General features: G+C 67.4%; 21 protein-coding genes. 10 read left to right on the top strand and 11 right to left on the bottom strand.

What is annotated here, in order from left to right; genetic code table 11:
• Window positions 1-7: 7 nt before the first annotated feature.
• The 3 genes from EV646_RS21645 to EV646_RS21635 all read right to left on the bottom strand — a co-directional run bounded on the left by EV646_RS21645 (window position 8) and on the right by EV646_RS21635 (window position 2,288).
• Window positions 8-577 carry a single-stranded DNA-binding protein gene (locus EV646_RS21645; protein WP_132151304.1) on the bottom strand — a complete coding sequence of 190 codons (570 nt, stop codon included), beginning with the start codon at window positions 575-577 and terminating at the stop codon, window positions 8-10.
• A 92-nt stretch (window positions 578-669) separates the two neighbouring features.
• Window positions 670-960 (bottom strand): 30S ribosomal protein S6, encoded by a 291-nt coding sequence (gene rpsF / locus EV646_RS21640; protein WP_132151302.1) that lies wholly within the window; start codon window positions 958-960, stop codon window positions 670-672.
• Between the two features lie 197 nt (window positions 961-1,157).
• Window positions 1,158-2,288 (bottom strand): MFS transporter, encoded by a 1,131-nt coding sequence (locus EV646_RS21635; RefSeq protein WP_132151300.1) that lies wholly within the window; start codon window positions 2,286-2,288, stop codon window positions 1,158-1,160.
• A gap of 94 nt (window positions 2,289-2,382) precedes the next feature.
• Between EV646_RS21635 and EV646_RS21630 the strand changes: the two genes are divergently transcribed.
• Together EV646_RS21630 and EV646_RS21625 are read left to right on the top strand one after the other, a co-directional pair.
• Window positions 2,383-2,883 (top strand): Lrp/AsnC family transcriptional regulator, encoded by a 501-nt coding sequence (locus EV646_RS21630; RefSeq protein WP_132151298.1) that lies wholly within the window; start codon window positions 2,383-2,385, stop codon window positions 2,881-2,883.
• Between the two features lie 63 nt (window positions 2,884-2,946).
• The gene (locus EV646_RS21625; RefSeq protein WP_132151296.1) at window positions 2,947-3,750 is read left to right on the top strand and encodes a deoxyribonuclease IV; all 804 of its coding nucleotides are present in this window, start codon (window positions 2,947-2,949) and stop codon (window positions 3,748-3,750) included.
• Here the strand turns inward: EV646_RS21625 and EV646_RS21620 are convergent.
• Window positions 3,731-4,153, bottom strand: a complete 423-nt coding sequence (locus tag EV646_RS21620; protein WP_132151294.1) for a hypothetical protein — start codon at window positions 4,151-4,153, stop codon at window positions 3,731-3,733. The genes EV646_RS21625 and EV646_RS21620 overlap by 20 nt on opposite strands.
• A 36-nt stretch (window positions 4,154-4,189) precedes the next feature.
• Between EV646_RS21620 and EV646_RS21615 the strand changes: the two genes are divergently transcribed.
• Window positions 4,190-4,723 carry an NUDIX hydrolase gene (locus EV646_RS21615; RefSeq protein WP_132151292.1) on the top strand — a complete coding sequence of 178 codons (534 nt, stop codon included), beginning with the start codon at window positions 4,190-4,192 and terminating at the stop codon, window positions 4,721-4,723.
• Here EV646_RS21615 and EV646_RS21610 read toward each other — a convergent pair.
• From EV646_RS21610 to EV646_RS21600, 3 genes are read right to left on the bottom strand one after another with little or no spacing between them, the layout of a single operon-like run.
• Window positions 4,692-5,900 (bottom strand): MFS transporter, encoded by a 1,209-nt coding sequence (locus EV646_RS21610; RefSeq protein WP_132151290.1) that lies wholly within the window; start codon window positions 5,898-5,900, stop codon window positions 4,692-4,694. The genes EV646_RS21615 and EV646_RS21610 overlap by 32 nt on opposite strands.
• 31 nt (window positions 5,901-5,931) lie before the next feature.
• Window positions 5,932-6,648: an SDR family NAD(P)-dependent oxidoreductase gene (locus EV646_RS21605; protein ID WP_132151288.1), complete on the bottom strand. Its 717-nt coding sequence runs from the start codon at window positions 6,646-6,648 to the stop codon at window positions 5,932-5,934.
• Between the two features lie 9 nt (window positions 6,649-6,657).
• Window positions 6,658-7,227 carry a TetR/AcrR family transcriptional regulator gene (locus EV646_RS21600; protein ID WP_132151286.1) on the bottom strand — a complete coding sequence of 190 codons (570 nt, stop codon included), beginning with the start codon at window positions 7,225-7,227 and terminating at the stop codon, window positions 6,658-6,660.
• Between the two features lie 129 nt (window positions 7,228-7,356).
• Here EV646_RS21600 and EV646_RS21595 point away from each other — a divergent pair, with 129 nt between their 5' ends.
• The 3 genes from EV646_RS21595 (at window position 7,357) to EV646_RS21585 (ending at window position 10,539) form a co-directional block, all read left to right on the top strand.
• Complete coding sequence (locus EV646_RS21595; protein WP_199237106.1) at window positions 7,357-8,274, top strand: SDR family NAD(P)-dependent oxidoreductase; 918 nt, start codon at window positions 7,357-7,359, stop codon at window positions 8,272-8,274.
• Window positions 8,275-8,402: 128 nt separating this feature from the next.
• Window positions 8,403-9,533 (top strand): lipid II:glycine glycyltransferase FemX, encoded by a 1,131-nt coding sequence (locus EV646_RS21590; RefSeq protein WP_132151282.1) that lies wholly within the window; start codon window positions 8,403-8,405, stop codon window positions 9,531-9,533.
• A 4-nt stretch (window positions 9,534-9,537) separates the two neighbouring features.
• Window positions 9,538-10,539, top strand: a complete 1,002-nt coding sequence (locus EV646_RS21585) for an alanine racemase (RefSeq protein WP_132151280.1) — start codon at window positions 9,538-9,540, stop codon at window positions 10,537-10,539.
• Here the strand turns inward: EV646_RS21585 and EV646_RS21580 are convergent.
• On the bottom strand, window positions 10,536-10,916 hold the full coding sequence (locus EV646_RS21580) for a VOC family protein (RefSeq protein WP_132151278.1): 381 nt from the start codon (window positions 10,914-10,916) through the stop codon (window positions 10,536-10,538). The genes EV646_RS21585 and EV646_RS21580 overlap by 4 nt on opposite strands.
• 103 nt (window positions 10,917-11,019) lie before the next feature.
• Here EV646_RS21580 and EV646_RS21575 point away from each other — a divergent pair, with 103 nt between their 5' ends.
• Window positions 11,020-11,742 (top strand): methyltransferase domain-containing protein, encoded by a 723-nt coding sequence (locus EV646_RS21575; protein WP_132151276.1) that lies wholly within the window; start codon window positions 11,020-11,022, stop codon window positions 11,740-11,742.
• Between the two features lie 10 nt (window positions 11,743-11,752).
• On the top strand, window positions 11,753-12,109 hold the full coding sequence (locus EV646_RS21570; RefSeq protein WP_132151274.1) for a VOC family protein: 357 nt from the start codon (window positions 11,753-11,755) through the stop codon (window positions 12,107-12,109).
• Here EV646_RS21570 and EV646_RS21565 read toward each other — a convergent pair.
• A complete protein-coding gene (locus EV646_RS21565; RefSeq protein WP_132151272.1) occupies window positions 12,106-13,260 on the bottom strand; it encodes an NAD-dependent epimerase/dehydratase family protein in 1,155 nt (384 codons plus the stop codon). The two genes, EV646_RS21570 and EV646_RS21565, sit on opposite strands and share 4 nt — an antisense overlap.
• Window positions 13,261-13,418: 158 nt before the next feature.
• On the opposite strand from EV646_RS21565, the gene EV646_RS21560 reads away from it, so the two are divergent.
• Window positions 13,419-13,916 carry a GtrA family protein gene (locus EV646_RS21560; protein ID WP_132151270.1) on the top strand — a complete coding sequence of 166 codons (498 nt, stop codon included), beginning with the start codon at window positions 13,419-13,421 and terminating at the stop codon, window positions 13,914-13,916.
• On the opposite strand, the gene EV646_RS21555 is transcribed toward EV646_RS21560, so the two are convergent.
• Window positions 13,819-16,038 carry a glycosyltransferase family 2 protein gene (locus EV646_RS21555; RefSeq protein WP_132151268.1) on the bottom strand — a complete coding sequence of 740 codons (2,220 nt, stop codon included), beginning with the start codon at window positions 16,036-16,038 and terminating at the stop codon, window positions 13,819-13,821. The two genes, EV646_RS21560 and EV646_RS21555, sit on opposite strands and share 98 nt — an antisense overlap.
• Entirely contained in the window at window positions 16,035-16,934 is a 900-nt protein-coding gene (locus EV646_RS21550) for an NAD-dependent epimerase/dehydratase family protein (RefSeq protein WP_241996227.1), read from the bottom strand. Before EV646_RS21550 ends, EV646_RS21555 begins: the two co-directional genes overlap by 4 nt.
• A 222-nt stretch (window positions 16,935-17,156) precedes the next feature.
• Between EV646_RS21550 and EV646_RS21545 the strand changes: the two genes are divergently transcribed.
• The gene (locus EV646_RS21545) at window positions 17,157-21,089 is read left to right on the top strand and encodes a GH92 family glycosyl hydrolase (protein ID WP_241996226.1); all 3,933 of its coding nucleotides are present in this window, start codon (window positions 17,157-17,159) and stop codon (window positions 21,087-21,089) included.
• Window positions 21,090-21,289 lie beyond the last annotated feature (200 nt).

The following is a 21,289-nucleotide window of genomic DNA, read 5'->3' as shown; positions in this document are numbered from 1 at the left end:
GATCGGATCAGAACGGAGGCTCCTCCATCGAGCCGCCGCCCTGGCTGGCCCAGGGGTCGTTCTGCGGGGCAGCCGCCTGGCCGCCGCCGCCCTGGGGGGTCGCCCAGGGGTCGTTCTGCGGGGCGCCGCCCTGGCCGCCGCCGTAGCCGCCACCCTGGTTGCCACCGCCACCACCGAAGCCACCGCCGCCGCCTTCGCCGCCGGGGCCCGAGCGCATCGCCCGGGTCACCTTCGCGGTGGCGCTGCGCAGGCTCGGACCGACCTCGTCCACGTCGATCTCGAAGACCGTGCGCTTGTTGCCCTCACGGTCGTCGTACGAGCGGGACTTGAGCCGGCCCTGCACGATCACGCGCATGCCGCGCTGCAGCGACTCGGCCACGTTCTCCGCGGCCTGCCGCCAGACGGAACAACTGAGGAACAGCGACTCGCCGTCCTTCCATTCACCTGTCTGCCGGTCGTACGTCCGCGGCGTCGACGCGATCCGGAAGTTCGCGACGGCCGCACCGGACGGGGTGAACCGGAGCTCAGGATCGTCGACAAGGTTGCCGACCAGTGTGACGACGGTTTCGCCTGCCATTGCCGTTCCTCCTGCTTTCGGGTGTGGCTTTGTCAACAACTATCAGTAGCGGCTGGCGCCGACAGTACCGATGGCTGCTGACGACCCCAGGTTCAGTGCTGGTCCGGCCGGATGACCTTGGTGCGGAGAATCGACTCGTTCAGCGTGAGCTGACGGTCGAGTTCCTTCACCACCGCGGGCTCCGCGGTCAGGTCGATGATGGCGTAGATGCCCTCGGCCTTCTTCTTCACGTCATAGGCAAGCTTGCGACGACCCCAGATGTCGAGCTTCTCGACCGTGCCACCTTCCTTGCGGACGATGTTCAGGTACTGGTCGAGGGACGGCTCCACGGTGCGCTCTTCGAGCTCAGGGTCGAGGATCACCATGACTTCATAACGACGCATGCGCGAACTCCACCTCCTTCGGACTTGGCGGCCACGGTCTCTCCGTGGCAGGAGGGCGATGCGGTGTGCTCCACGCCGACACTTGCCGTCGGCGCCAAGCAATGAGCCCGGTCGATGGACCGGGCCACACCCAAGAGAATACCAGCGTCCGGACGCCTACTTGACCATATCCACAGGCCTATTCCGGTGACTCTCCGTCACCGGCTCGCGACCTCGGGCGCCGTACGACGACCGACGAGCACCAGCAACGGTACGGCGAGAGCCGCGGAGATCACGGACAGGAGCGGGAACCCGCCGAGCGTGAAGAGCCACGGCGAGGTGCCAGTGGCGAACGCGGCGACGGCCCAGATGAACGACTCGACCTTGCTCTCCTGGTCCGCGGCGACCAACTGCGAACTGCCTCCGAGGTAGCACAGGTTCCACGCGTAGCCGAGCAGGAACAGCGCCGGTGTGAGTGCCGCACCGCCCTGCGCGACCAGCAGGGCGGACACGAGCAGCAGGCCGAGTCCGGCGAGCATCACGGGTCGCGAGCCGACCCGGTCGACGCACCAACCGGTCAGCGGGGACAGGGCGAACATGCCGAGGGTGTGAGCGGACAGCATCACTCCCAGCAGGCCGAGGCCCTCGCCGTGTTGGTGCGTGTGCACAGGTACGGAGGACATCAACGCGACCATCACCAGATGCCCGACGACCATCACACCGGCGGCGAGCATGACCGACGTACGACGAGCAGCAGCGGGGCGCGGACGGTCAGGAACTGCGCCTTCAACCGGGTGCGCACCACGGAAGTAGCTGGACGCGACCAGAGCAGAGAAGACAGCTGCCAGCGCGAGGAGGAACGGCCCGGCGATCACAGGCAGGCCGAGAGCTGCGGCGAACGACTGCGACGGTGCCATCAGGAAGGGCCCGCTGACAGCACCGGCCGTACTGGCCCAAACGACTGTGCTCATCGCCGCCCCGCGTCGCGCCGCTGGTACGGCGTCAGCGGCGGCGTACCGGGACAGGAGGCTCGCAGCGTTGCCGGCGCCGAGCAGGAACATGCCGGCGAAGAGCAGTGACACGTGTGCACCAACTGCGGTCAGCACTGCCAGCGCTCCACCGGCGACACCTACGGCGTAGCCGATGCGGATCGCCTGAGCGCGTCCCAGCCGGGCAGTCCACCAGCCCACGCCGAGTGCACCGGCCGCGGTGCCCAGCACGCCGGCCGTGTTGGGCAGACCGGCCAAGCCAGGGCTGAGCCGGTCGGAGATCAGGATCGTGCTCACCGCGCTCGCCGCGATCATGGCGGCGTTCATCAGAGCCGCGGCGAGAACGACGGGAATCAGCATGTCTTCAACGCTAGGAAGGCGGCCGTCGGACTTGAAGGCCTGATGTAAGGCGTTCGGCCTTGTCGAGAGGCGAAGTCGAAGGTGTTCTGGGGAGATGACCTTTCAGGAGCGAGACCTGGACCCGACCGACTGGCAGATCCTCGCCGAACTGCAGACCGACGGTCGCCTGTCGTTCAACCAGCTCGGCAAGCGGGTCAACCTGTCGCCGCCGGCAGTCGCGGAGCGAGTACGGCGGCTGGAGGAGGCCGGCGTGATCGTCGGGTATCGCGCCGAGGTCGACCCGGCCCGTGCCGGTCAACCGTTGTCGGCATTCGTCCAGATGCGTTGCACCACCGGGCGCTGCCTGCTGAAGACGACCCGCGCCGAGGACTTCCCCGAGGTGCTCGAGATCCACAAGCTGAGCGGCAACTCCTGCTCGATGCCGCGCGTTCGCGTCACCTCCATGCGGCACCTCGAAGGTCTCTTCGAGCGGCTCGGTGAACACGGTGAGATGAACACCCACATCGTGCTCTCCACCGAGTTCGAGGGCCGTCCGGTCCAGCCGCCGACACAGGAATCACGCCCGGTCACACGATCGGCCGGATGGGGTTCCTGACCGACCGGGGCGGTGGGGTGGGGAGCTTCGGAACTGTCGGTGCGTGGTTCTAGGGTGGATCGCATGAGCTTGAAGCTGGGTGCGCATGTGGATCAGGAAGACCCGCTGGCGGAGGCGGCTGACCGGGGAGCCGACCTGGTGCAGTTCTTCCTGGGCAATCCACAGGACTACAAGGCGCCGAAGCTCGCGTACGCCGACGGCGAAGAGGCGCTGAAGGAGCGGGCTGCCGCGGCGGGCGTCGATCTGTACGTGCACGCGCCGTACCGGCTGAACGTGGCGAACACGAACAACCGGATCCGGATCCCGAGCCGGAAGCTGCTGCAGCAGACACTCGACAAGGCGGCCGAGATCGCCGTCAAAGGCGTGATCGTGCACGGCGGGCACGTCGGCGACGAGGACGATCCCGAGGCCGGGTTCGACAACTGGCGCAAGTGCATCGAGCGGGCCGAGCTGCCGGTGCCACTGCTGATCGAGAACACGGCCGGCGGCGAGAACGCGATGGCGCGTCAGCTGGACCGGATCGCCCGGCTCTGGGACGCGGTGCAGTCGTCCGGCAACGACCGGCTGGAGAACGTCGGCTTCTGCCTGGACACCTGCCACTTCCACGCCGCCGGCGAGGAGCTGCCGACAATCGTGGAGAAGGTGCTGGCGATCACCGGCCGGATCGACCTGGTGCACGCCAACGGCTCGCGGGACGAGTTCGGATCAGGCGCCGACCGGCACAGCAACTTCGAGGAGGGCCACATCGATCCGGCCGACATCGTCGCGGTGGTGCAGGCCGCCGGTGCCCCGGTCGTGGTCGAGACCCCGAACGCCGACCACGGCCAGAAGGCCGACATCGACTACCTCAGGGCTCATCTGAACTAGCCGACTCTGTCCCTGCGGCTTCCAACCCGTGCAGCCAGTAGGTGATGGCAAAAGGCAGGAGCAGAGCCAGCGTCGTGGTGTTGCGACCAGGACTGAGCACTCCGGCCACCAGAGCGATCAGGAACACACCGGCCGACACCTGGAACACGTCGAGCTGCCCCACGACCCGCTGACGCAGAGTCATCCGCTCCAGCGCACACGCGACGTACGCCGCGATCAGTGCCAGTTCGGCGACCGCTGCGACGACCACGCCGAGCCAGGCCAGAGCGCCGTACTGGTCGATCTCGCGGAGGATGTCGGCGAGCTGGAAGACACCGACCATGACCGTTAGCGCGGCGCATCCCCAGAGGAGACGTCCGGTGGTACGACGTGCGCGTTCAGCGTCGGGTGGTGGGGCCGCCATGCGTGGGACGGTAGCGCAGCCGGGAGAATGGCCCGCATGCAGACCTGGCCCGAGCGGTTTCCCGAACTCTTCGCACCGGACTACTGGGCCTGGGGCGAGCTCGACGTCCGCTTCTCCACCGAGGAACCGCCGGACGAGCTGATCAGCAATGTGCACGTGATCGGCCGGACCGACGGCGGCATTGTTGTCTGTGGCAACGACCTGGGCTGGCGGTTCCTGCCGGGCGGAACGCGCGAACCCGGCGAGACGATCGAGCAGATCGTCCACCGCGAACTGCTCGAGGAGGCCGGCGCCCGGCTGACCGGGCCGATGACCTGGCTCGGCGCCCACCGGGCCGAGCACCGCCGCCCCGAGCCATACCGCCCGCACCTGCCACACCCGGTCTCGTACTGGGCCAACTTCGTCACGGACGTCGTCATCGAGCAGGAGCCCACCAACCCGGACGACGGCGAGCAGGTGGTGGAGGTCCTGGTCCTGCCGCCGGACAAGGCGATCGCCTACCTCGACGCCCAGCCCGACGGCATCATGGGCAACCTGGTCAGACTGGCTCAGGCAATGGGGCTGGTCTAGCCGCCCGCCACGGCAGGACGAAGGCGCTGAGCAGACAACACGCGCCCGCGACCCACAGCGCACCCCGCAGACCGATCAAGGCCGCGAGTACGCCGCCCAGTGCCATGAACGCAGGCTGCACACACCGCGAGCTGATCGACCACGCGCCCACCACCCGCGCCATGAACCCGTCCTCCGTGACCTCCATCCGGTACGTCGCGAACGACGGGTTGAACGCACCGGCGGCCACCAGCAAGCAAGTCTCGGCCGCGGTGATCAGCACGAATCCACCCCAGCCATCCGGCGCCAACGGGAACAGCAACAGCCACGGAGTCCGCAGTACGCCGAACACCAGCAGCATCCAATGCAGTCCGTACCGGCCGGTGAGCCAGGGCGCGAGCCGCGCGCCCAGCACCCCACCCAGACACGACACAGCGAGCATCACCCCGTAGCTCCACGGCGCCAGCCCGAGGTCGCGCAGCATGAACACCGTCAGCAGCGGCGACGTCATCATCACCGGCCCGCCGAACAGTTGCGAGGTCCAGAACAGTGCCGCCAGTCCCCGATGGCGAAGGATGTACCGCCACCCCGCGGTGATGTCCGCCTTGCCGTCCCGCCGTACCGGTTCCGACTCGGGCTGCTGGATCCGCCGGATGCCGAGCGCCGAGCCCAGGAACGACACCGCGTCGACCGCCAGGGTTGCGGTCGCACCGACGAGACTGACCAGCGCACCGCCGATCGCCGGACCGATGCTCAGCGAGATCCAGTTCGTCTGCTCGAACCGGCTGTTCGCCTCGGCCCGCCCCTCGGCCGGGACCAGCGCCTTCAGATGCGCGCCACTCGCCGCCTGGAACGCGATCAACGCGGCGGCCTGGAGGACGCCAACCACGCACAGCTGTGGATAAGTCAGTACGCCGAACGCCGCCGCGACCGGGACCGAGAGCAGTACGACGAAGCGGACCAGATCCGCGGTGATCATCACCGGCCGCTTCCGCCGCTGCTCGATGACATCGCCCATCGGCAACGCGATCGCGGCACCGGCGAGCGCCGACAACGCCGCGAGCATGGAGACCTGAAAGGTGCTGGCATCCAGCGCGAGTACGGCGATCAGCGGCAAGGCGCCGAGGCCGACCGCCGATCCGATCGCGCTGACGGTGAATGCGACCCACAACCGGCGAAAGTCTCGACCCAAAGACATCCCGCGATCGTAGGAGTGCTCACCGACAGAATCAGCGCAGGTTGAGACCACCGTCCAAGAGGACTACTTCGCCGGTGACATAGGTGTTGTGGACAAGTGCCGAGATGAGGTCGGCGACGTCCGCGGGCTGAGCCGCGCGGCGCATCGGGCTCGAGGTTTTCCACAGCTCCTGAGCCGCGGTCCAGTCCGCTGTCATGGCTGTGTCGACGAGTCCGGGCGCCACCGCGTTGACCCGAACCTCAGGCCCGAGCGCCGCGGCCAGCAACTTCGTGACGTGGTTCAGCGCGGCCTTCGAAGCGGCGTACGCGATCGAGCTGCCCTTCGGCCGGACGCCGGCGTGGCTGGTCACATTCACGATGGATCCGCCGGACTCGCGCAGCGCCGGCAACGCCGCCGTACACAACAACCATGGCGCGATCAGGTTCACGTCGAGCAGCCGGCGCCAGTCGTCAGCGGTCAACGCGTCCAGCTCCGCATGCGGCACCGGCCAGCTGATCCCGGCGTTGTTCACCAGTACGTCGAGACGCCCGTACTCGCGCATCACCCGCGGCACCAGCTCAGCCGCCTCAACATCGACACCCAGATCGGCCTGGAAATAAGCCCCACCAAGCTCCTCGGCCAAGGCCTCGCCAGCCTCGCGACTGGACCGCGAATGAACGGCGACCACCATGCCGTCCGCCGTCAACCGGCGAGCCGTCGCCGCTCCGATCCCCGATGCCGAACCAGTAACCAACGCGACCTTCTGCACCGCGCAAGCTTAGGAGCTGCGGTAGCGAAGGCCGTCCAGCAGGAGATCAAGTGCGCGATCAGCCTGGTCGCGGTTCTTGCCGGTGGCCAGGGCCACGCCGCTGATGCTGACGAGTACGTCCTCGGCGGAGACGTCGGAGCGGAGTTCGCCGGAGGCGGCGCCGGATTCCAGGAGTGGCTTGATCGCGCCGACCAGGAGTTCGAGGCTCTGGGCGTACGGGTTGGCGCCGGAGGCGGTGACGGCGCGGAGCGCGTCGGCCATGCCCAGCTTGCGGGTCATGTAGTCGATGAAGCGCCCCATCCAGGCCCGCAGCGCCTCGGCCGGTGGGAGCGAGTCGAGCAGCTCGGGCGCGGCGTCGCAGACCGCGGCGAGCTCGTTCCGGTATGCCGCCTCGATCAGCAGCTCGCGGGTCGGGAAGTGGCGGTAGAGCGTGCCGATGCCGACGCCGGCGTCCCTCGCGATGCCCTCCAGCGTCGCCTCCAGCCCGCACGTCGAGAACGCCCGCGCCGCGGCGGCCAGGATCTGGTCCCGGTTGCGCTGTGCGTCGGCGCGCAGCGGGCGGCCGCCCGTCCCCGTCATCTCCCCCTCCTCACACCGTTCCTCGAACCAGCAAACCTAGCGGACTTGATAACCGGAGGTCCCTCCAGTTAACTGGATTCATCCGGAGGTTCCTCCGGTTACAGCGTAGCTCGCAGAACAGGAACCCTGATGAGCAGGATCACTACTCCTTTCACGCATGACTCGACAGCCGCCGACGTGATCGCCGGCGTCGACCTCACCGGCCGCCGCGCGGTCGTCACCGGCGGCGCGTCTGGCATCGGCGTCGAGACCGCCCGGGCCCTCGCGTCCGCGGGCGCCGAGGTCACCCTCGCCGTACGCAACACCGCCGCCGGCGAACGCACCGCGGCGGACATCATCGAGACGACCGGCAACAACCACGTCTTCGTCGCGCCGCTCGAGCTCGCCGACCGCGAGTCGGTGCAGGCGTTCGCCAAGAACTGGACCGGCCCGCTGCACATCCTGGTGAACAACGCCGGCGTGATGGCCGAGCCGCTCAACCGCACCCCCGAAGGCTGGGAGCACCAGTTCGCCACCAACCATCTTGGCCACTTCGGCCTCACAGTCGGCCTGCACGAAGCGCTGACACAAGCAGGCAACGCCCGCATCGTCTCTGTCAGCTCCAGCGCGCATCTGCGCTCGGACGTCGTCTTCGACGACCTCCACTTCGACAACCGCCCGTACGACGAATGGGCGGCGTACGGGCAGTCGAAGACGGCCAACGTGCTGTTCGCCGTCGAGGCGGCCAAGCGGTGGGCGAGTGACGGGATCATCGCCAACGCACTGATGCCAGGCGGAATCCGGACCGCCTTGCAGCGGCATGTGGACCCTGAGGCGCAGAAGGGCTGGGACAGGTTCCAGTGGAAGACCACTGAGCAGGGTGCGTCGACCTCGGTGCTGCTCGCCGCGTCGCCGCTGATCGATGGCGTCACTGGCCGGTACTTCGAGGACAACAACGAGGCCGTGCCCAACACCGGTGAGGAATTCAGTGGCGTCGCGGCCTACGCGCTCGACCCCGAATCTGCCACCCGCCTCTGGGACCTCTCGGAGCAGCTGCTGGCACGCTGACCGCACGACCTTGAGCACAGCTCAACCATTTCGAGGGGCTCTTGGTGGTTGGTGCGTGCTCAAGGTGAGTGCGGCAGGACACCGGCTCGGCTACGGTCTGAGGCTCCGGGCCGGTAACCTGACCGACCGTGAGTGACTTGAGTATCCGGACCATCTCGGCCGACGACCATGCCGCGTACATCGCGACGCAACCGTCGGCGAGCTTCCTGCAGACCCCTGGGTGGGCGGCGGTGAAGAGCGAGTGGAAGGCGGAGTCGCTCGGCTGGTACGACCCGGCCAAGCCGGACGAACTCGTCGGCGCCGGTCTGGTGCTCTACCGGCAGATGCCGAAGGTGAAGCGGTACCTCGCCTATCTGCCCGAAGGTCCGGTGATCGACTGGGACGCGATCGACCTCGGCCGGTACCTGCGCCCGCTCGCCGCGCACACCCAGCAGCAGGGCGCCTTCGGCGTCCGGATGGGCCCGCCGGTGGCGACTCGGCGCTGGGGCGCGAAGACGATCAAGGACGCGATCGCCGCCGGCCAGCAGCCGAAGCTCGGCGACGTACGCGCGGACGCGATCGAGCCGTCCGGTGCCAGAGTCGCCGAGCAACTGCGGGCGCTCGGCTGGAAGGCGCCGCGCGTCGGCGAAGGCTTCGCGGCCGGACAGCCGCAGTACGTCTTCCAGGTCCCGCTGGCCGGCCGCAACCAGGACGACCTGCTCAAGGGCATGAACCAGCTCTGGCGGCGCAACATCAAGAAGGCCGAGAAGGCCGGCGTCGAGGTGACGCAGGGCGGCGTCGAGGACCTGAAGGCGTTCCATGCTTTGTACCTCGAGACGGCCGAGCGGGACCACTTCACCCCGCGGCCGCTGCCGTACTTCGAGAAGATGCACGCGGCGATGGCGAACCAGCCCGCCGACTGCTGTGACTTCCGGATCTACAACGCCTATCACGAAGGCGATCTGGTCGCGTCGACGATCTGGGTCCGGGTCGGCGGTCACTCCTGGTACTCCTACGGGGCCAGCTCGACCGCCAAGCGAGACGTCCGTGGATCCAACGCGATCCAGTGGCGAATGATGTCGGACGCACTCGCGGCGGGCGCGTCCGTGTACGACCTACGGGGCATCACCGACACCTTGGACCCGAACGACCCGCACGTCGGGTTGATCCAGTTCAAGGTCGGCACCGGCGGCGAGGCCGTCGAGTACGTCGGTGAGTGGGATCTGCCGTTGAACAAGGCGCTCTACACCGCATTCGACCTCTACATGAGACGGCGTTGACACCATGCCCTTAGTCCTGCACGTCGATTCCGATCGATGGCGCGAACACCTCCGTTCCACGTGGAACCCCGACATCATCCCGGTCGCCAAGGGCAACGGCTACGGCTTCGGCAACCAGCGCCTGCTGGCCGAGTCGCGCGCCCTCGGCGCCCGGACCGTCGCGGTCGGCACGTACTTCGAGGTGCCACCCGACCCGCGTGAGGACGTCGTCGTACTGTCGCCGTGGCGGCCGTTCCTGGAAATCCCGCAGAGCAAGAACGTGATCCACACGGTCAGCCGGCTGGCCGACCTGGTGTCGATCCCGGCCGGCAGCCGGGTGCTGATCGAGGTGATGACCTCGATGCGGCGGCACGGGATCGGGGCCCGCGAACTCCGGCACACGATGCTGCTCAACGCGCTCGACCGAATCAGGTTCGAAGGCTGGTCACTGCACTTCCCGATGGGTGCCGGCGGTACGTCGGCCAACCTCCGCGAGGCCCAGGAGCTCGGCAAGGCGGCCCAGGCGGTACGGCGAGGTCCGTTGTGGGTGTCGCACGTTCCGTCGCAGAAGCTGACCGACATCGGCGAGAACGTGAAGCTGCGGATGGGCACCGGGCTGTGGCTCGGCGATCGCGGCGCGCTGTCGGTGCAGGCGACTGTGCTCGACGTGCACTCCGTTCGCCGCGGTGAGCGGGTCGGCTACCGGCAGCGCCGGGTCAGCGGTGACGGTCACATCCTGGTGGTCTCGGGCGGGACCGCGCATGGTGTCGGCCTGGAGGCGCCGACCGCGGCGGCCACGGTTCGTCAGCGGGCGATCGCGATGGCGAAGGGCAGCCTGGACGCGGCCGGCATGGCGCTGTCGCCGTTCACGATAGAGGGCAAGCAGCGCTGGTTCGCCGAGCCTCCGCACATGCAGGCCAGCATGCTGTTCCTGCCGTCGTCAGTGGCACCGCCTGCGGTCGGCGACGAGGTGACCGTCGACGTCCGCTACACCACCACCAACTTCGACAAGGTGTCGATGGACTAGTAGCCGGCAGGCGACGCGAGATCGATGATGGTGCCGTCGGGGCAGCGGAGGTACGACGAAACCTGCCCCCACGGCATCTTCTCCGGCTCCTTCAGCGGCTCCGCGCCTGCCTCGACGGCCCGCCGGAAGTCGCCGTCGACGTCGTCGCTGACCAGCGAGAGCTCGAACGCGACCGTGCCGGGCTTGCCGACCGTGTGCGGCTCCGGCAGGTGACTCTGACCGACCGCGTAGTTCGCGAACGCGATCTTGGTCTCTCCGGCCTCCACCTCACCGGCACCCTGGTCCCAGTACGTGCCCTTCCACCCGAACGCACGCTCGAAGAACTCGATCGACGCCTTGGCGTCCTCGACGTACACGACTGTCTTGGCGAACTTCATCTCCGGCCTCCTGGCTCGAAAGGTTCTGACACCCAGGCTGACGTGTGGCGGGCGGAAATGTGACAGTTGACTTCAGGTGGACCTGAAGTTGCAGCGTAGAGTCATGAGCTTTCTGGAACGGATCGAGGAGCGGCCCGGAGCAGTGGAGCTCCGGGCGGAGTCGTACCGGCTGCTGGACCTCAAGCCCGGCGGCATCTGTGTCGACGTCGGCTGCGGAGCCGGGCATGCGGTCGCCGACCTCACGGCGGCCGGCCTGAAGGTGACCGGAGTGGACGCCGACCCCGAGGCGATCGCGGCGGCCCGAGAGCGGATGCCCGATGCGATGTTTCACGTGGCACATTCCGACGAGCTGCCGCTGGAGAACGAGTCGGTGGACGGCTATCGGGCGGTCCGCCTCTTCCACCTGCTCGAGGACCCGGTGCCCACGGTGGCTGAGGCCCGCAGGGTGATCCGTCCGGGTGGACGGATCGTGCTCGGCGGGCAGGACTACGGCTTCCTGCTCATCGACAGCGACGACCAGGACCTGACCGACGTCGTCCTGCTCGGGCTGGAGTCGCGGTCCGTCGCACCACGCGCCGCCCGCAGCCTCCGGGATCTGCTGCTCGACGCGGGCTTCCGCGACGTGGAGGTCGTCGTACGCACGGAAGTGGTCACGGACCACGACGTGATGGCGCGACAGCTCGATGCAGCGGCCGCGGCGGCGGTCGAGAAGGCGCTGATAACGCAGGAGGATGCCGACGGGTGGCTGGCCGAGCAGGCGGATCGTGGCCGGCGGGACCGCTTCCTCGCCGTACTGCCGACGCTGCTTGTCGGTGGCCGCCGCTAGCGTGAGGAAGATGATTCCACTCAAGGGAGTAGTGCTGGACGCGCCGGACCCGCAGCAACTCGCCAGATTCTACTGCGAGCTGCTCGGTTGGAAGCTGGATGACGACGACGCGACGTGGGCGACCGCGGTCGGCCCGAACGACACCAAGTTGTCGTTCCAGTTGGAGCCGAACTACCGGACGCCGTCCTGGCCGAGTGAGACCGAGAAGCAGCAGATGCAATTGCACCTGGACTTCAAGGTGGACGACCTGGAGGCCGCGCATGAACACGCGACCTCTCTCGGCGCCCGGCTGCAGGACTTCCAGCCGCAAGCCGACGTCCGGGTGTACGCCGACCCGGTCGGCCACATCTTCTGCTTGTTCGTCTAGGACTTGAGGTGGCCGCGCCACTTCACGGTCGGTAGCAGGGCGGCGTGGTCGACGCGGTCTTTGTTGGCGGCGACGATGTCGAACATCGAGTCGATCAGGGTGTCGGAGAGCAGGTGCGGCTGCAGGCCGAGGCCGACCAGTCCGGTGTGCTTCACGTTGTAATAGTGCTCGGCCTGCTCGACCCGCGGGTTGTCGAGCTGCTCGACCTGGACCGGGCCGGGGAAGCAGTCCGCGACGTGCTGGGCGAGCTCGGCGACCGAGTAGCTCTCGGTCATCTGGTTGAACACCCGGAACTCGCCGGCGTCGGCCGGGTTCTCGACCGCGAGCCGGATGCACTCGACGGTATCCCGGATGTCCAGGAAGCCGCGGATCTGGTGGCCGGTGCCGTAGACGGTCAGCGGCTCACCGAGCACGGCCTGGATGACGAAGCGGTTGAGCACAGTGCCGAACACGGCGTCGTAGTCGAACCGCGTCGCCAGCCGCGCGTCCCGGACGGTCTGGTCGGTCTGCTGCCCATAGACGACGCCCTGGTTGAGGTCGGTGACCCGCAGCCCCCAGACCCGGCAGCCGAACTCGAGGTTGTGCGAGTCGTGCACCTTGCTCAGGTGGTAGAACGAGCCCGGCTTCTTCGGGTAGAGCATCCGGTCCTTGCGCCCGTTGTGCTCGACCTCGAGCCAGCCTTCCTCGATGTCGATGTTCGGCGTCCCGTACTCGCCCATCGTGCCGAGCTTGACCAGATGGATGTCCGGGTTGATCTCGGCCATGGCGTACATCAGGTTCAGCGTGCCGACCACGTTGTTGTGCTGGGTGTAGACCGCGTGCTCGCGGTCGATCATCGAGTACGGCGCCGCCCGCTGCTCGGCGAAGTGCACGATCGCGTCCGGCTCGAACTCGCGCAGCACGGTATAGACGAAGTCGGCGTCGAGCAGATCACCGACGTACGACGGAATCCGCCGGCCGGAGACTTCCTCCCAGGCCGCTATCCGGAGGTCGAGGTCCTGAATCGGCACCAGGCTCTGCACGCCCAGTTCGCGGTCGTAACCCCGGCGGGCGAAGTTGTCGAGGACGGCCGTCTCATGGCCGCTGTCTGACAGATGAAGTGCTGTCGGCCACCCTAGGTAACCGTCACCGCCCAGAACCAATACGCGCACGGCTCGGCCGCCTTCCTTGTGGGACGTGGCTGTCTCACAGTCTTTCCTATCCCGAGTATCCGGCTCAGTAACGTGACCAGCCCCACTGATTAGCTGGCAATTGGCTATGAATCCGCAACTGGAGACGCCGGTTGGTGCGTGGGTGCACAATAGGCGGGATGGACATTGTGACCAAGGTAACCGGCGGATCCGGCGTGCGCCGGACCCGATTGTTGCTGTGGGCGAAGTATTCGGCGGCTTCGGTAGTCGCCACCGTGATCAGCCAGGTCGCCTTCGCGCTGTGTTACTGGTTCGGTACGGCGCCCATCGTCGCGACGCTGGTCGCCTGGGTGTGCGGCACCGTGCCGAGCTATCTGATGAACCGGCACTGGACCTGGGGCCACAGCGGCCGCCCCGGCCGGGACCTGTTGCCCTACGCAATCATCGTGGTGACGTCCGCGGTGCTTGCCGGGGTCGTCACCACCGTCACCGACCACCTCGTGCAGGACCGAGTCGCCTCGCACTTCTGGCAGACCGTCCTGGTCAGCGGCTCCTACCTCGGCACGTACGGCGTGCTGTTCATCCTGAAGTTCGTACTGTTCGACCGGTACGTGTTCGCCAAGCCTGCCGCTCCGGCCGCCGACCCCGTCGCAACACAAACTCCCGCAGCCACGTAGTCGTCATCACCCGCCCGTAGTTCGCGCCGTACACCAGGCCCGGGCCTTTCTTGCTGGTCCCGTCGCCCCGGCGCCGCATGGTCATCGGCAGTTCCACCACCCGGGCGCCGATGGCGAGTGCCCCGAGCAACAATTCCGACGACTGGTACTGCGGCTCGCGCAACGTCACCGCGGTCGCCAGCTCGGCCCGCATCGCGCGGAACCCGAACGACGTGTCGGTCAGCTGCCGCCGGGTCAGGATCGACGCCAGTACGGCGAAAACTCGGACCCCGACCCAGCGAAGCCGGCTGTCCGCATCCTCCGCGCCAAGCCTGCGCGACCCGGTGACGAAGTCCGCGCGATCGAGCAGGATCGGCTCGAGCAGTGTCTCGAGCTCGTCGTTGTCGTACTGCCCGTCCGCGTCGGTCGTCACGACGTACTCCGCTCCGCCCTCGGCGGCGAGGTGATAGCCCAGCCGGAGTGCGGCCCCTTGACCACGGTTGCTCGGGGCAACGCACACGAAGGCACCATGCCGGCGCGCGACATCGGCCGTGTCATCCGTCGCACCGTCGACGACGACCAGCACATCGACCGGCAGACCGGCACAGGTGCGCGGCATGTTCGTTAGTACGGCGCCGATCCCGGCGGCTTCGTTGTAAGCGGCAATCACTACGACGATGGGCGCGAACGACGGCTTGCCGAAATCCTTCAGCGCAAGGGAATCCACGTGGTCGGGGAAGTCCGCCATCGCCGGGCGTGCCTGATCTTTGCCGAGCAACGCCCGCAACCCGATCGCCCCGGCCAGCGGGAAGAAGACCAGGCCGGGCAACTGATAGCGCCAGGAGAACTCGAACGCCGCTGATCCGAGCAACAGGATCACACCGGCCGCAGCAGGCAGAAGAGCAGCGGCGCGGAGTCCAGACGTCCTGGCCCGACCGAACCCAGCAGCTGCGGCCAGTCCGATCAGTGCGGCGAGCCCCAGCAGCGACCCGGAGGTGTAGCCGCCGTTGAGCTGGTACGCACGCAGGATGGCCGCTGGAACGTGTGCGACCCGCGGCTCCGACCCGTCGTACTTCTCGACGACCTTCGCCGTGTTGGGGTCCTGCAGGTTCGGATAGGTGAGCTGGAACTGCCAGCGCGACAGCGGTACGTCGTCCGCCGACGAGGTCCGGGTGGGAGCGAACCCCTTGGCGAAGTCCTTCAGCGCTGCCCACGTCACGTCCAGCGGCTGGTGCCGGATGACTAAGCGAGCGAACTCAGTAGCCAGCGCCTGCTTGGTTGTGCCGGGCGGGAGCGGTCCCGGCCAGTTCGGGTCGCCGTAGTGGTTGTGGGCGTAGCTGTCGACGCCCAGCCGATGTCCGAGTGGCTCCTTCGGACAGAACAACCTGGTGCCTTCGTTGAGTGGCAGCTTGGAGCAGTCCGCGACCACAGCGGTCCGTCCGTAGAGCACCTGGTTCTCTGCGCCGGTGAAGCCCCACCGGCCGGTCTCAGCGTGGAAGTACACCGCGTAGGCGCTGAAGACGACGGCGAAGCCGGCTGCTGCTGCGGCAGTACGTCGTACGAGGCGCAGACGGTTCTTGCGCCAGGCGTTGCCCGCTATGAGCAGATAGAGCACCACTGGGACGAGCAGGGTGATGCCGATGGTGCGGACTGCGAAGGCGGCACCTAGTAGAAGACCCGCAACGGCGGCACGTCTCCAGCCGGGGACACCATGTGCGAGCAGGAGCCAGAGGATGGCTACGAGCAGTACGGCGAAGGTGGTCTCGGCCATGATGTTCTGCTCGATCTGCACCTGGTAGGCGTCGAGCAGAAGCGGAGCGGCGGCCACTGCGGCCAGCCAGCGGTAGACCGTGAGCCGGCGGGCGAGTGCGTAGATGGCAACGCCGAGCAGGAGGCCGACGACGTGCTGGACGACCACGACCAGGGTGAGCCCGCCGCCTAGCTTCATCAACGGATTCAGGACGAACTCGTAGCCGATCGGATTGAGCTGATCTGGCTTCAGCTCCGTCATGTTCTCGAGGTAGTGCTGCGAATCCGTGTAGACGATCGCCGGCCGGTAGGCGATGGTCGCAAGTACGCGCAGGATGGTGCCGAGCAGCAAGAACACAGCGAGCAGCCAATGTGCTCGCAGGAGGCGCCTCACTGCTGGCGGAAGTATTGCCACGTGCGGGCCAGCCCGTCTTCCAGCGACACCGCAGGCGCGTAGCCGAGGGTATTGGTGATGTCGACGATCACCGCCGGCATCTCCCCCGCCGGTGCCTCTATGTGCTCCGCCGGGACCGGACAGCCGGTCACCGTACGCACGGTCTCGACCAGCTCCAGCACCGACACGGACCGACCCGAGCCGATGATCGCGCGGCCGTCGTACCGGGTGTCGAGCGCCAGCAGCACGCCCGCCACCACGTCGTCGATGTAGACGAGGTCCCGCCGCTGCCGGCCGTCGCCGTACACCCGGACGCCGGTCCCGGTCAGGGCAGCCCGCATCATCCGCGGCACGAAGCTGTCCTTGTGCGACATGCCCGGCCCGTAGACGTTGGTGAATCGCAGCGCGGCGGTCGCCATCCCGTAGCTACCCGAGTACGCCGACAGCAGCATCTCGCAGGCCGCCTTCGTGGCACCGTACGGCGTGAGCGGTCGCAGCGGCAGGTCCGCCGTAATGGTGGACGTGCCGACGTTGCCGACCACGGCATTCGTCGATGCCAGGACGAACCGGTCGACCCCACTGCCGCGGGACAGCTCCAGCAGGACCTGGGTGATCGTGACGTTCTGTGCGAAGGTCTGCATCGGCGCGTCGACTGACCGCAGTACTGACGTCAGCGCGGCCAAGTGGACCACAGCCGTCGGCCGCGTCTCGAAGGCGGCGATACACACCTCCTGGTCCGCCAGGTCGCCGGTCACCACATGCACGCCCTCGTCCCAGGACGGGTCCGGCGGCTCACGATCCACGGCGGTCACCGGTACACCCCGCTGCCGCAGGCCGGCCACCAAGGCCCGCCCGATGAACCCAGCCGCGCCGGTCACCAGCACACGTTCGTCCATGACCTTCAACCTACCGCCGGCGGACCAATGGTGGGACACGGGCGAACAGTGTGCGACGAACCCTTGACCGCGGGTGATCATGATGGGCAGGATCGCCCCGGACGCGGACTGACAACCTTGTCATCGGGGCCGCGTAACGCCGTACAAGGGGGCTAGATGAACTTCCGCCGCCCACTGGGGCTCGTCACGTCTCTCGGTCTTGTTGTGACAATCTCTACTGCCATGACGTCAGCGAATGCCGTCCCGTCCAGGACCACAGAGGAGCAGCCGGTGGTGACCGGTTCTTCGTTCTTCACCTCGTTCGAACCGGGCCAACCGCAGCCGGGCTACACCGACGCGGTCGAGCGCGCCGACGGAGTACGTGGCCCGACGCCGACCGGCATCGGCGGCAGCGAGATGGACAAGGTCACTCACGTCACCGCGAACGGCGAGAACACCGGGTCCGGTGAGATCGCCACCAACGCGGCCGACGGCGACAAGTTCACCAAGTGGCTGGTCTTCCAGCCGACCGGCTGGCTGGTCTACGAGACCTCGGCGCCGGTGGTGATCCGCAAGTACGCACTGACCTCGGCCAATGACGCCGACGGCCGCGACCCGCAGAACTGGACTGTCCAGGGCTCGAACGACGGAAGCAACTGGACCACTCTCGACACCCAGACCGGGCAGAGCTTCGAGAGCCGGTTCCAGACGAAGGAGTACAGCTTCACGAACGAGACGGCGTACAAGTTCTTCAAGCTGGACATCACCCTGAACCACGGGGAGAACATCGTCCAGCTAGCCGACTGGTACCTGTCGAACGGCGCGCCGCTGCCGCCGCCCGGCCCGACCGCCGAGTCGCGGCTGGACTCCGGACCGAGCAGCGCCTACAACGCTCGCGCGCGGGTTGGCTTCACCGGCGTGAAGTCGTTCCGGTACGCCGGTCATCAGACCGCCGAGGGTCGCGGCTACAGCTGGAACAAGATCGCCGACGTCGATCTCACCGTCGGCAAGGACACCCGGCTGTCGTACAAGATCTTCCCCGAGCACACCGAGGGCGACCTCAGCTACCCGAGCACCTACGCCGCGATCGACCTCGCGTTCTCCGACGGGACGTACCTCAGCGACCTGAAGGCGAAGGATCACCACGGCTTCGAGCTCAGCCCGCGCGGTCAGGGTGACGCGAAGGGTCTGTCCACGAACCAGTGGAACAACGTCGAGGCGGATCTCGGCAAGGTTGCCGCCGGCAAGACGATCCAGCGGATCCTGGTCGGCTACGACAAGCCGTCGGGACCGGCCGACTTCCGCGGCTGGATCGACGACATCCGGATCGCCGCGGCGATCAACCCGGACACTGCGGCCCGCACGATCGCGGCCAAGCACCCGTCGGATCTCGCCCTGACCACTCGCGGCACCAACGCGACCGGCGGGTTCTCCCGTGGCAACAACTTCCCGGCGACCGCCGTACCGCACGGCTTCAACTTCTGGACGCCGGTGACGAACGCCGGCTCGACCTCCTGGCTGTACGACTACGCCAAGGGCAACAACGAGGCCAACAAGCCGACCATGCAGGCTCTGTCGATCAGCCACGAGCCCAGCCCGTGGATGGGTGACCGGCAGACCTTCCAGGTGATGCCGTCCACAGCGGCGACGCCGACCGCGGACCGCAAGGCCCGGGCCTGGGCGTTCAGCCACGACAACGAGATCGCGCGCCCGTACTACTACGGCGTCACCTTCGACAACGGCAACGCCGCCGAGATCGCGCCGACCGACCACGCGGCGATCCTGCGGTTCTCGTTCCCCGACGGGAACCCGTCGCTCGTGTTCGACAACGTCAACAACAGCGGCGGCCTGACCCTGGACCCGGCAACCGGCGTGGTCACCGGCTTCAGCGACATCAAGAGCGGCCTGTCCACCGGCGCCGGCAGACTCTTCGTCTACGGCGTGGTGGACCAGAAGGTGGTTGCCTCCGGCAAGCTGTCGAACGGCGGCGGTGCGAATGTCGGCGGCTACTTCTCCTTCGACCCGAAGGTCACCCAGGTCCAGCTCCGGATCGCGACCTCGCTGATCGGCACCGAGCAGGCGCGCAAGAATCTCCAGCTCGAGCTGGGCTCGACCAGCTTCGGCAAGGTGAAGGCGGCAGCGCAGGCCCAGTGGGACGAGAAGCTGCGCACCATCGAGGTCGAGGGCGCGACGGCCGACCAGCTCACCACGCTCTACTCGAACCTCTACCGCCTGTTCCTCTACCCGAACAACGGTTCGGAGAACACCGGGACGGCCAAGGACCCGGTGATCAAGTACGCGTCCCCGACCTCACCGAAGGTCGGCGCGGACACCCCGACCACCACCGGCTCGAAGATCGTGGCCGGCCAGACGTACGTGAACAACGGCTTCTGGGACACCTACCGCACCGTGTGGCCGGCGTACTCGCTCTTCGCGCAGGACGAAGCGGCCAATCTGGTGAACGGGTTCGTCCAGCAGTACAAGGACGGCGGCTGGATCTCGCGCTGGTCGTCACCGGGCTACGCGAACCTGATGGTCGGCACCAGCTCGGACGTCGCCTTCGCCGATGCCTACCTGAAGGGCATCAAGGGCTTTTCAGACGCAGACGTCCAGGCGATTTACAACGCGGCGCTCAAGAACGCGGCCGTCGTACCGCCGTCGGAGAACGTCGGGCGCAAGGGCCTCGACCTGTCCACGTTCAACGGCTACACCGCCAACACCACCGGTGAAGGCTTCAGCTGGTCGATGGACGGATACATCAACGACTTCGGCATCGCCAACATGTCGAAGGCGCTGTACGACGCGGCGAAGAAGAACGACCCGCGCAAGCAGGAGTACCTGGACAACTACAAGTACTTCCTGAACCGGGCCCGCAACTACGTCACCCTCTTCGACCCGGCGATCGGCTTCTTCCAGGGCAAGGACCCGAACGGTGTCTGGGGCAACTCACCCAGCACCTTCGACCCGCGCGACTGGGGCCACGACTACACCGAGACGAACGCGTGGAACATGGCGTTCTCCACCCCACAGGACGGCGCCGGATTGGCCGCTATCTACGGCGGCCGCGACGGCCTGGCCAAGAAGCTCGACGAGTTCTTCAGTACGCCGGAAGACGCGCTGCACACGGGTGGATACGGCGGCACGATCCACGAGATGCTCGAGGCCCGCGACGTACGGATGGGTCAGTACGGGCACAGCAACCAGCCGTCGCACCACATCACCTACATGTACGACTTCGCCGGTCAGCCGTGGAAGACGCAGGCTCTGGTGCGTGAGGCCCTGTCCCGGCTCTACCTGGGGTCGGAAATCGGGCAGGGATACCCGGGCGACGAGGACAACGGCGAGATGTCCGCGTGGTACCTGTTCAGCATGCTCGGGTTCTACCCGCTGCAGGTGGGCTCGCCGACGTACGCGATCGGGTCGCCGCTGTTCACCAAGGCGACGGTGCGGCTGCCCGGGGGCAAGAAGCTGGTGATCAGCGCACCGGGCAACAGCTTGAAGAACGTCTACGTGAAGAGCGTCAAGGTGAACGGGAAGAAGTGGACCTCCACCGCGCTTCCGCACGACCTGATCGCGAGCGGCGGCAAGATCGAGTTCGAGCTGACCGACAAGCCGTCGTCCTGGGGCAGCGGCCGCAACGACGCGCCGCCATCGATCACGACTCCGGGCGAGGACCCGATGACGTGGCGAGACTCGACCTCGGACGACGGCGCGGTGGTTGCTGCCGGCGGCCAGGACGTGACCGCGCTGACCGACGACAACGGGAAGACCCAGGTCACGCTGACGGGTGCGTCGCCGACCATCACGGTCGCCCTGCCGCAGGGCCGGCCGGTCGGGATGTACACCCTGACGAGCGGCTCCACCGGTACGGCGCCATCGGCGTGGGTGCTGGAGGGGTCGAACGACGGCACGACGTGGTCGACCGTTGATCGCCGTACGGGCGAGAGCTGGCGATGGGCGTCGTACACCCGGTCCTTCAGCGTGGCGTCGCCGAAGGCCTACACGCAGTACCGACTGGTGCTGACCGGTAGTGCTGAGGGCGTCACGCTGTCGGAGATCGAGCTGCTCGGGACGCTGAAGGGTGTCGAGCCCGGGACGCACCCGACCGACAAGCGGGTCGCGGAGACCAAGCCGAGCCCGACCCCGTCGCAGTCGATCGACCGGAACTACGGGTAAAAGCTGAGGGCGGTGACAAGTTTCGGTCACCGCCCTCTGCTCGTACTCCGGCGGAGCCTGCCCCTGAAAGGTTCCGCCAGAAAACTGAGGAGGGGTGGCGGTCCCCGCCCGGACTGCCACCCCTTCACCCGTATCGACGTTCGAATCGGCCGCAGGGTTGCCTCTCGGGCAAAGCGTCCGCATGCCGGACGGTGCCAGAC

This window comes from Kribbella antiqua (assembly GCF_004345665.1).
GTDB classification, from domain to species: Bacteria; Actinomycetota; Actinomycetes; order Propionibacteriales; family Kribbellaceae; genus Kribbella; species Kribbella antiqua.
This window is presented reverse-complemented; position numbering and strand designations above follow the sequence as displayed.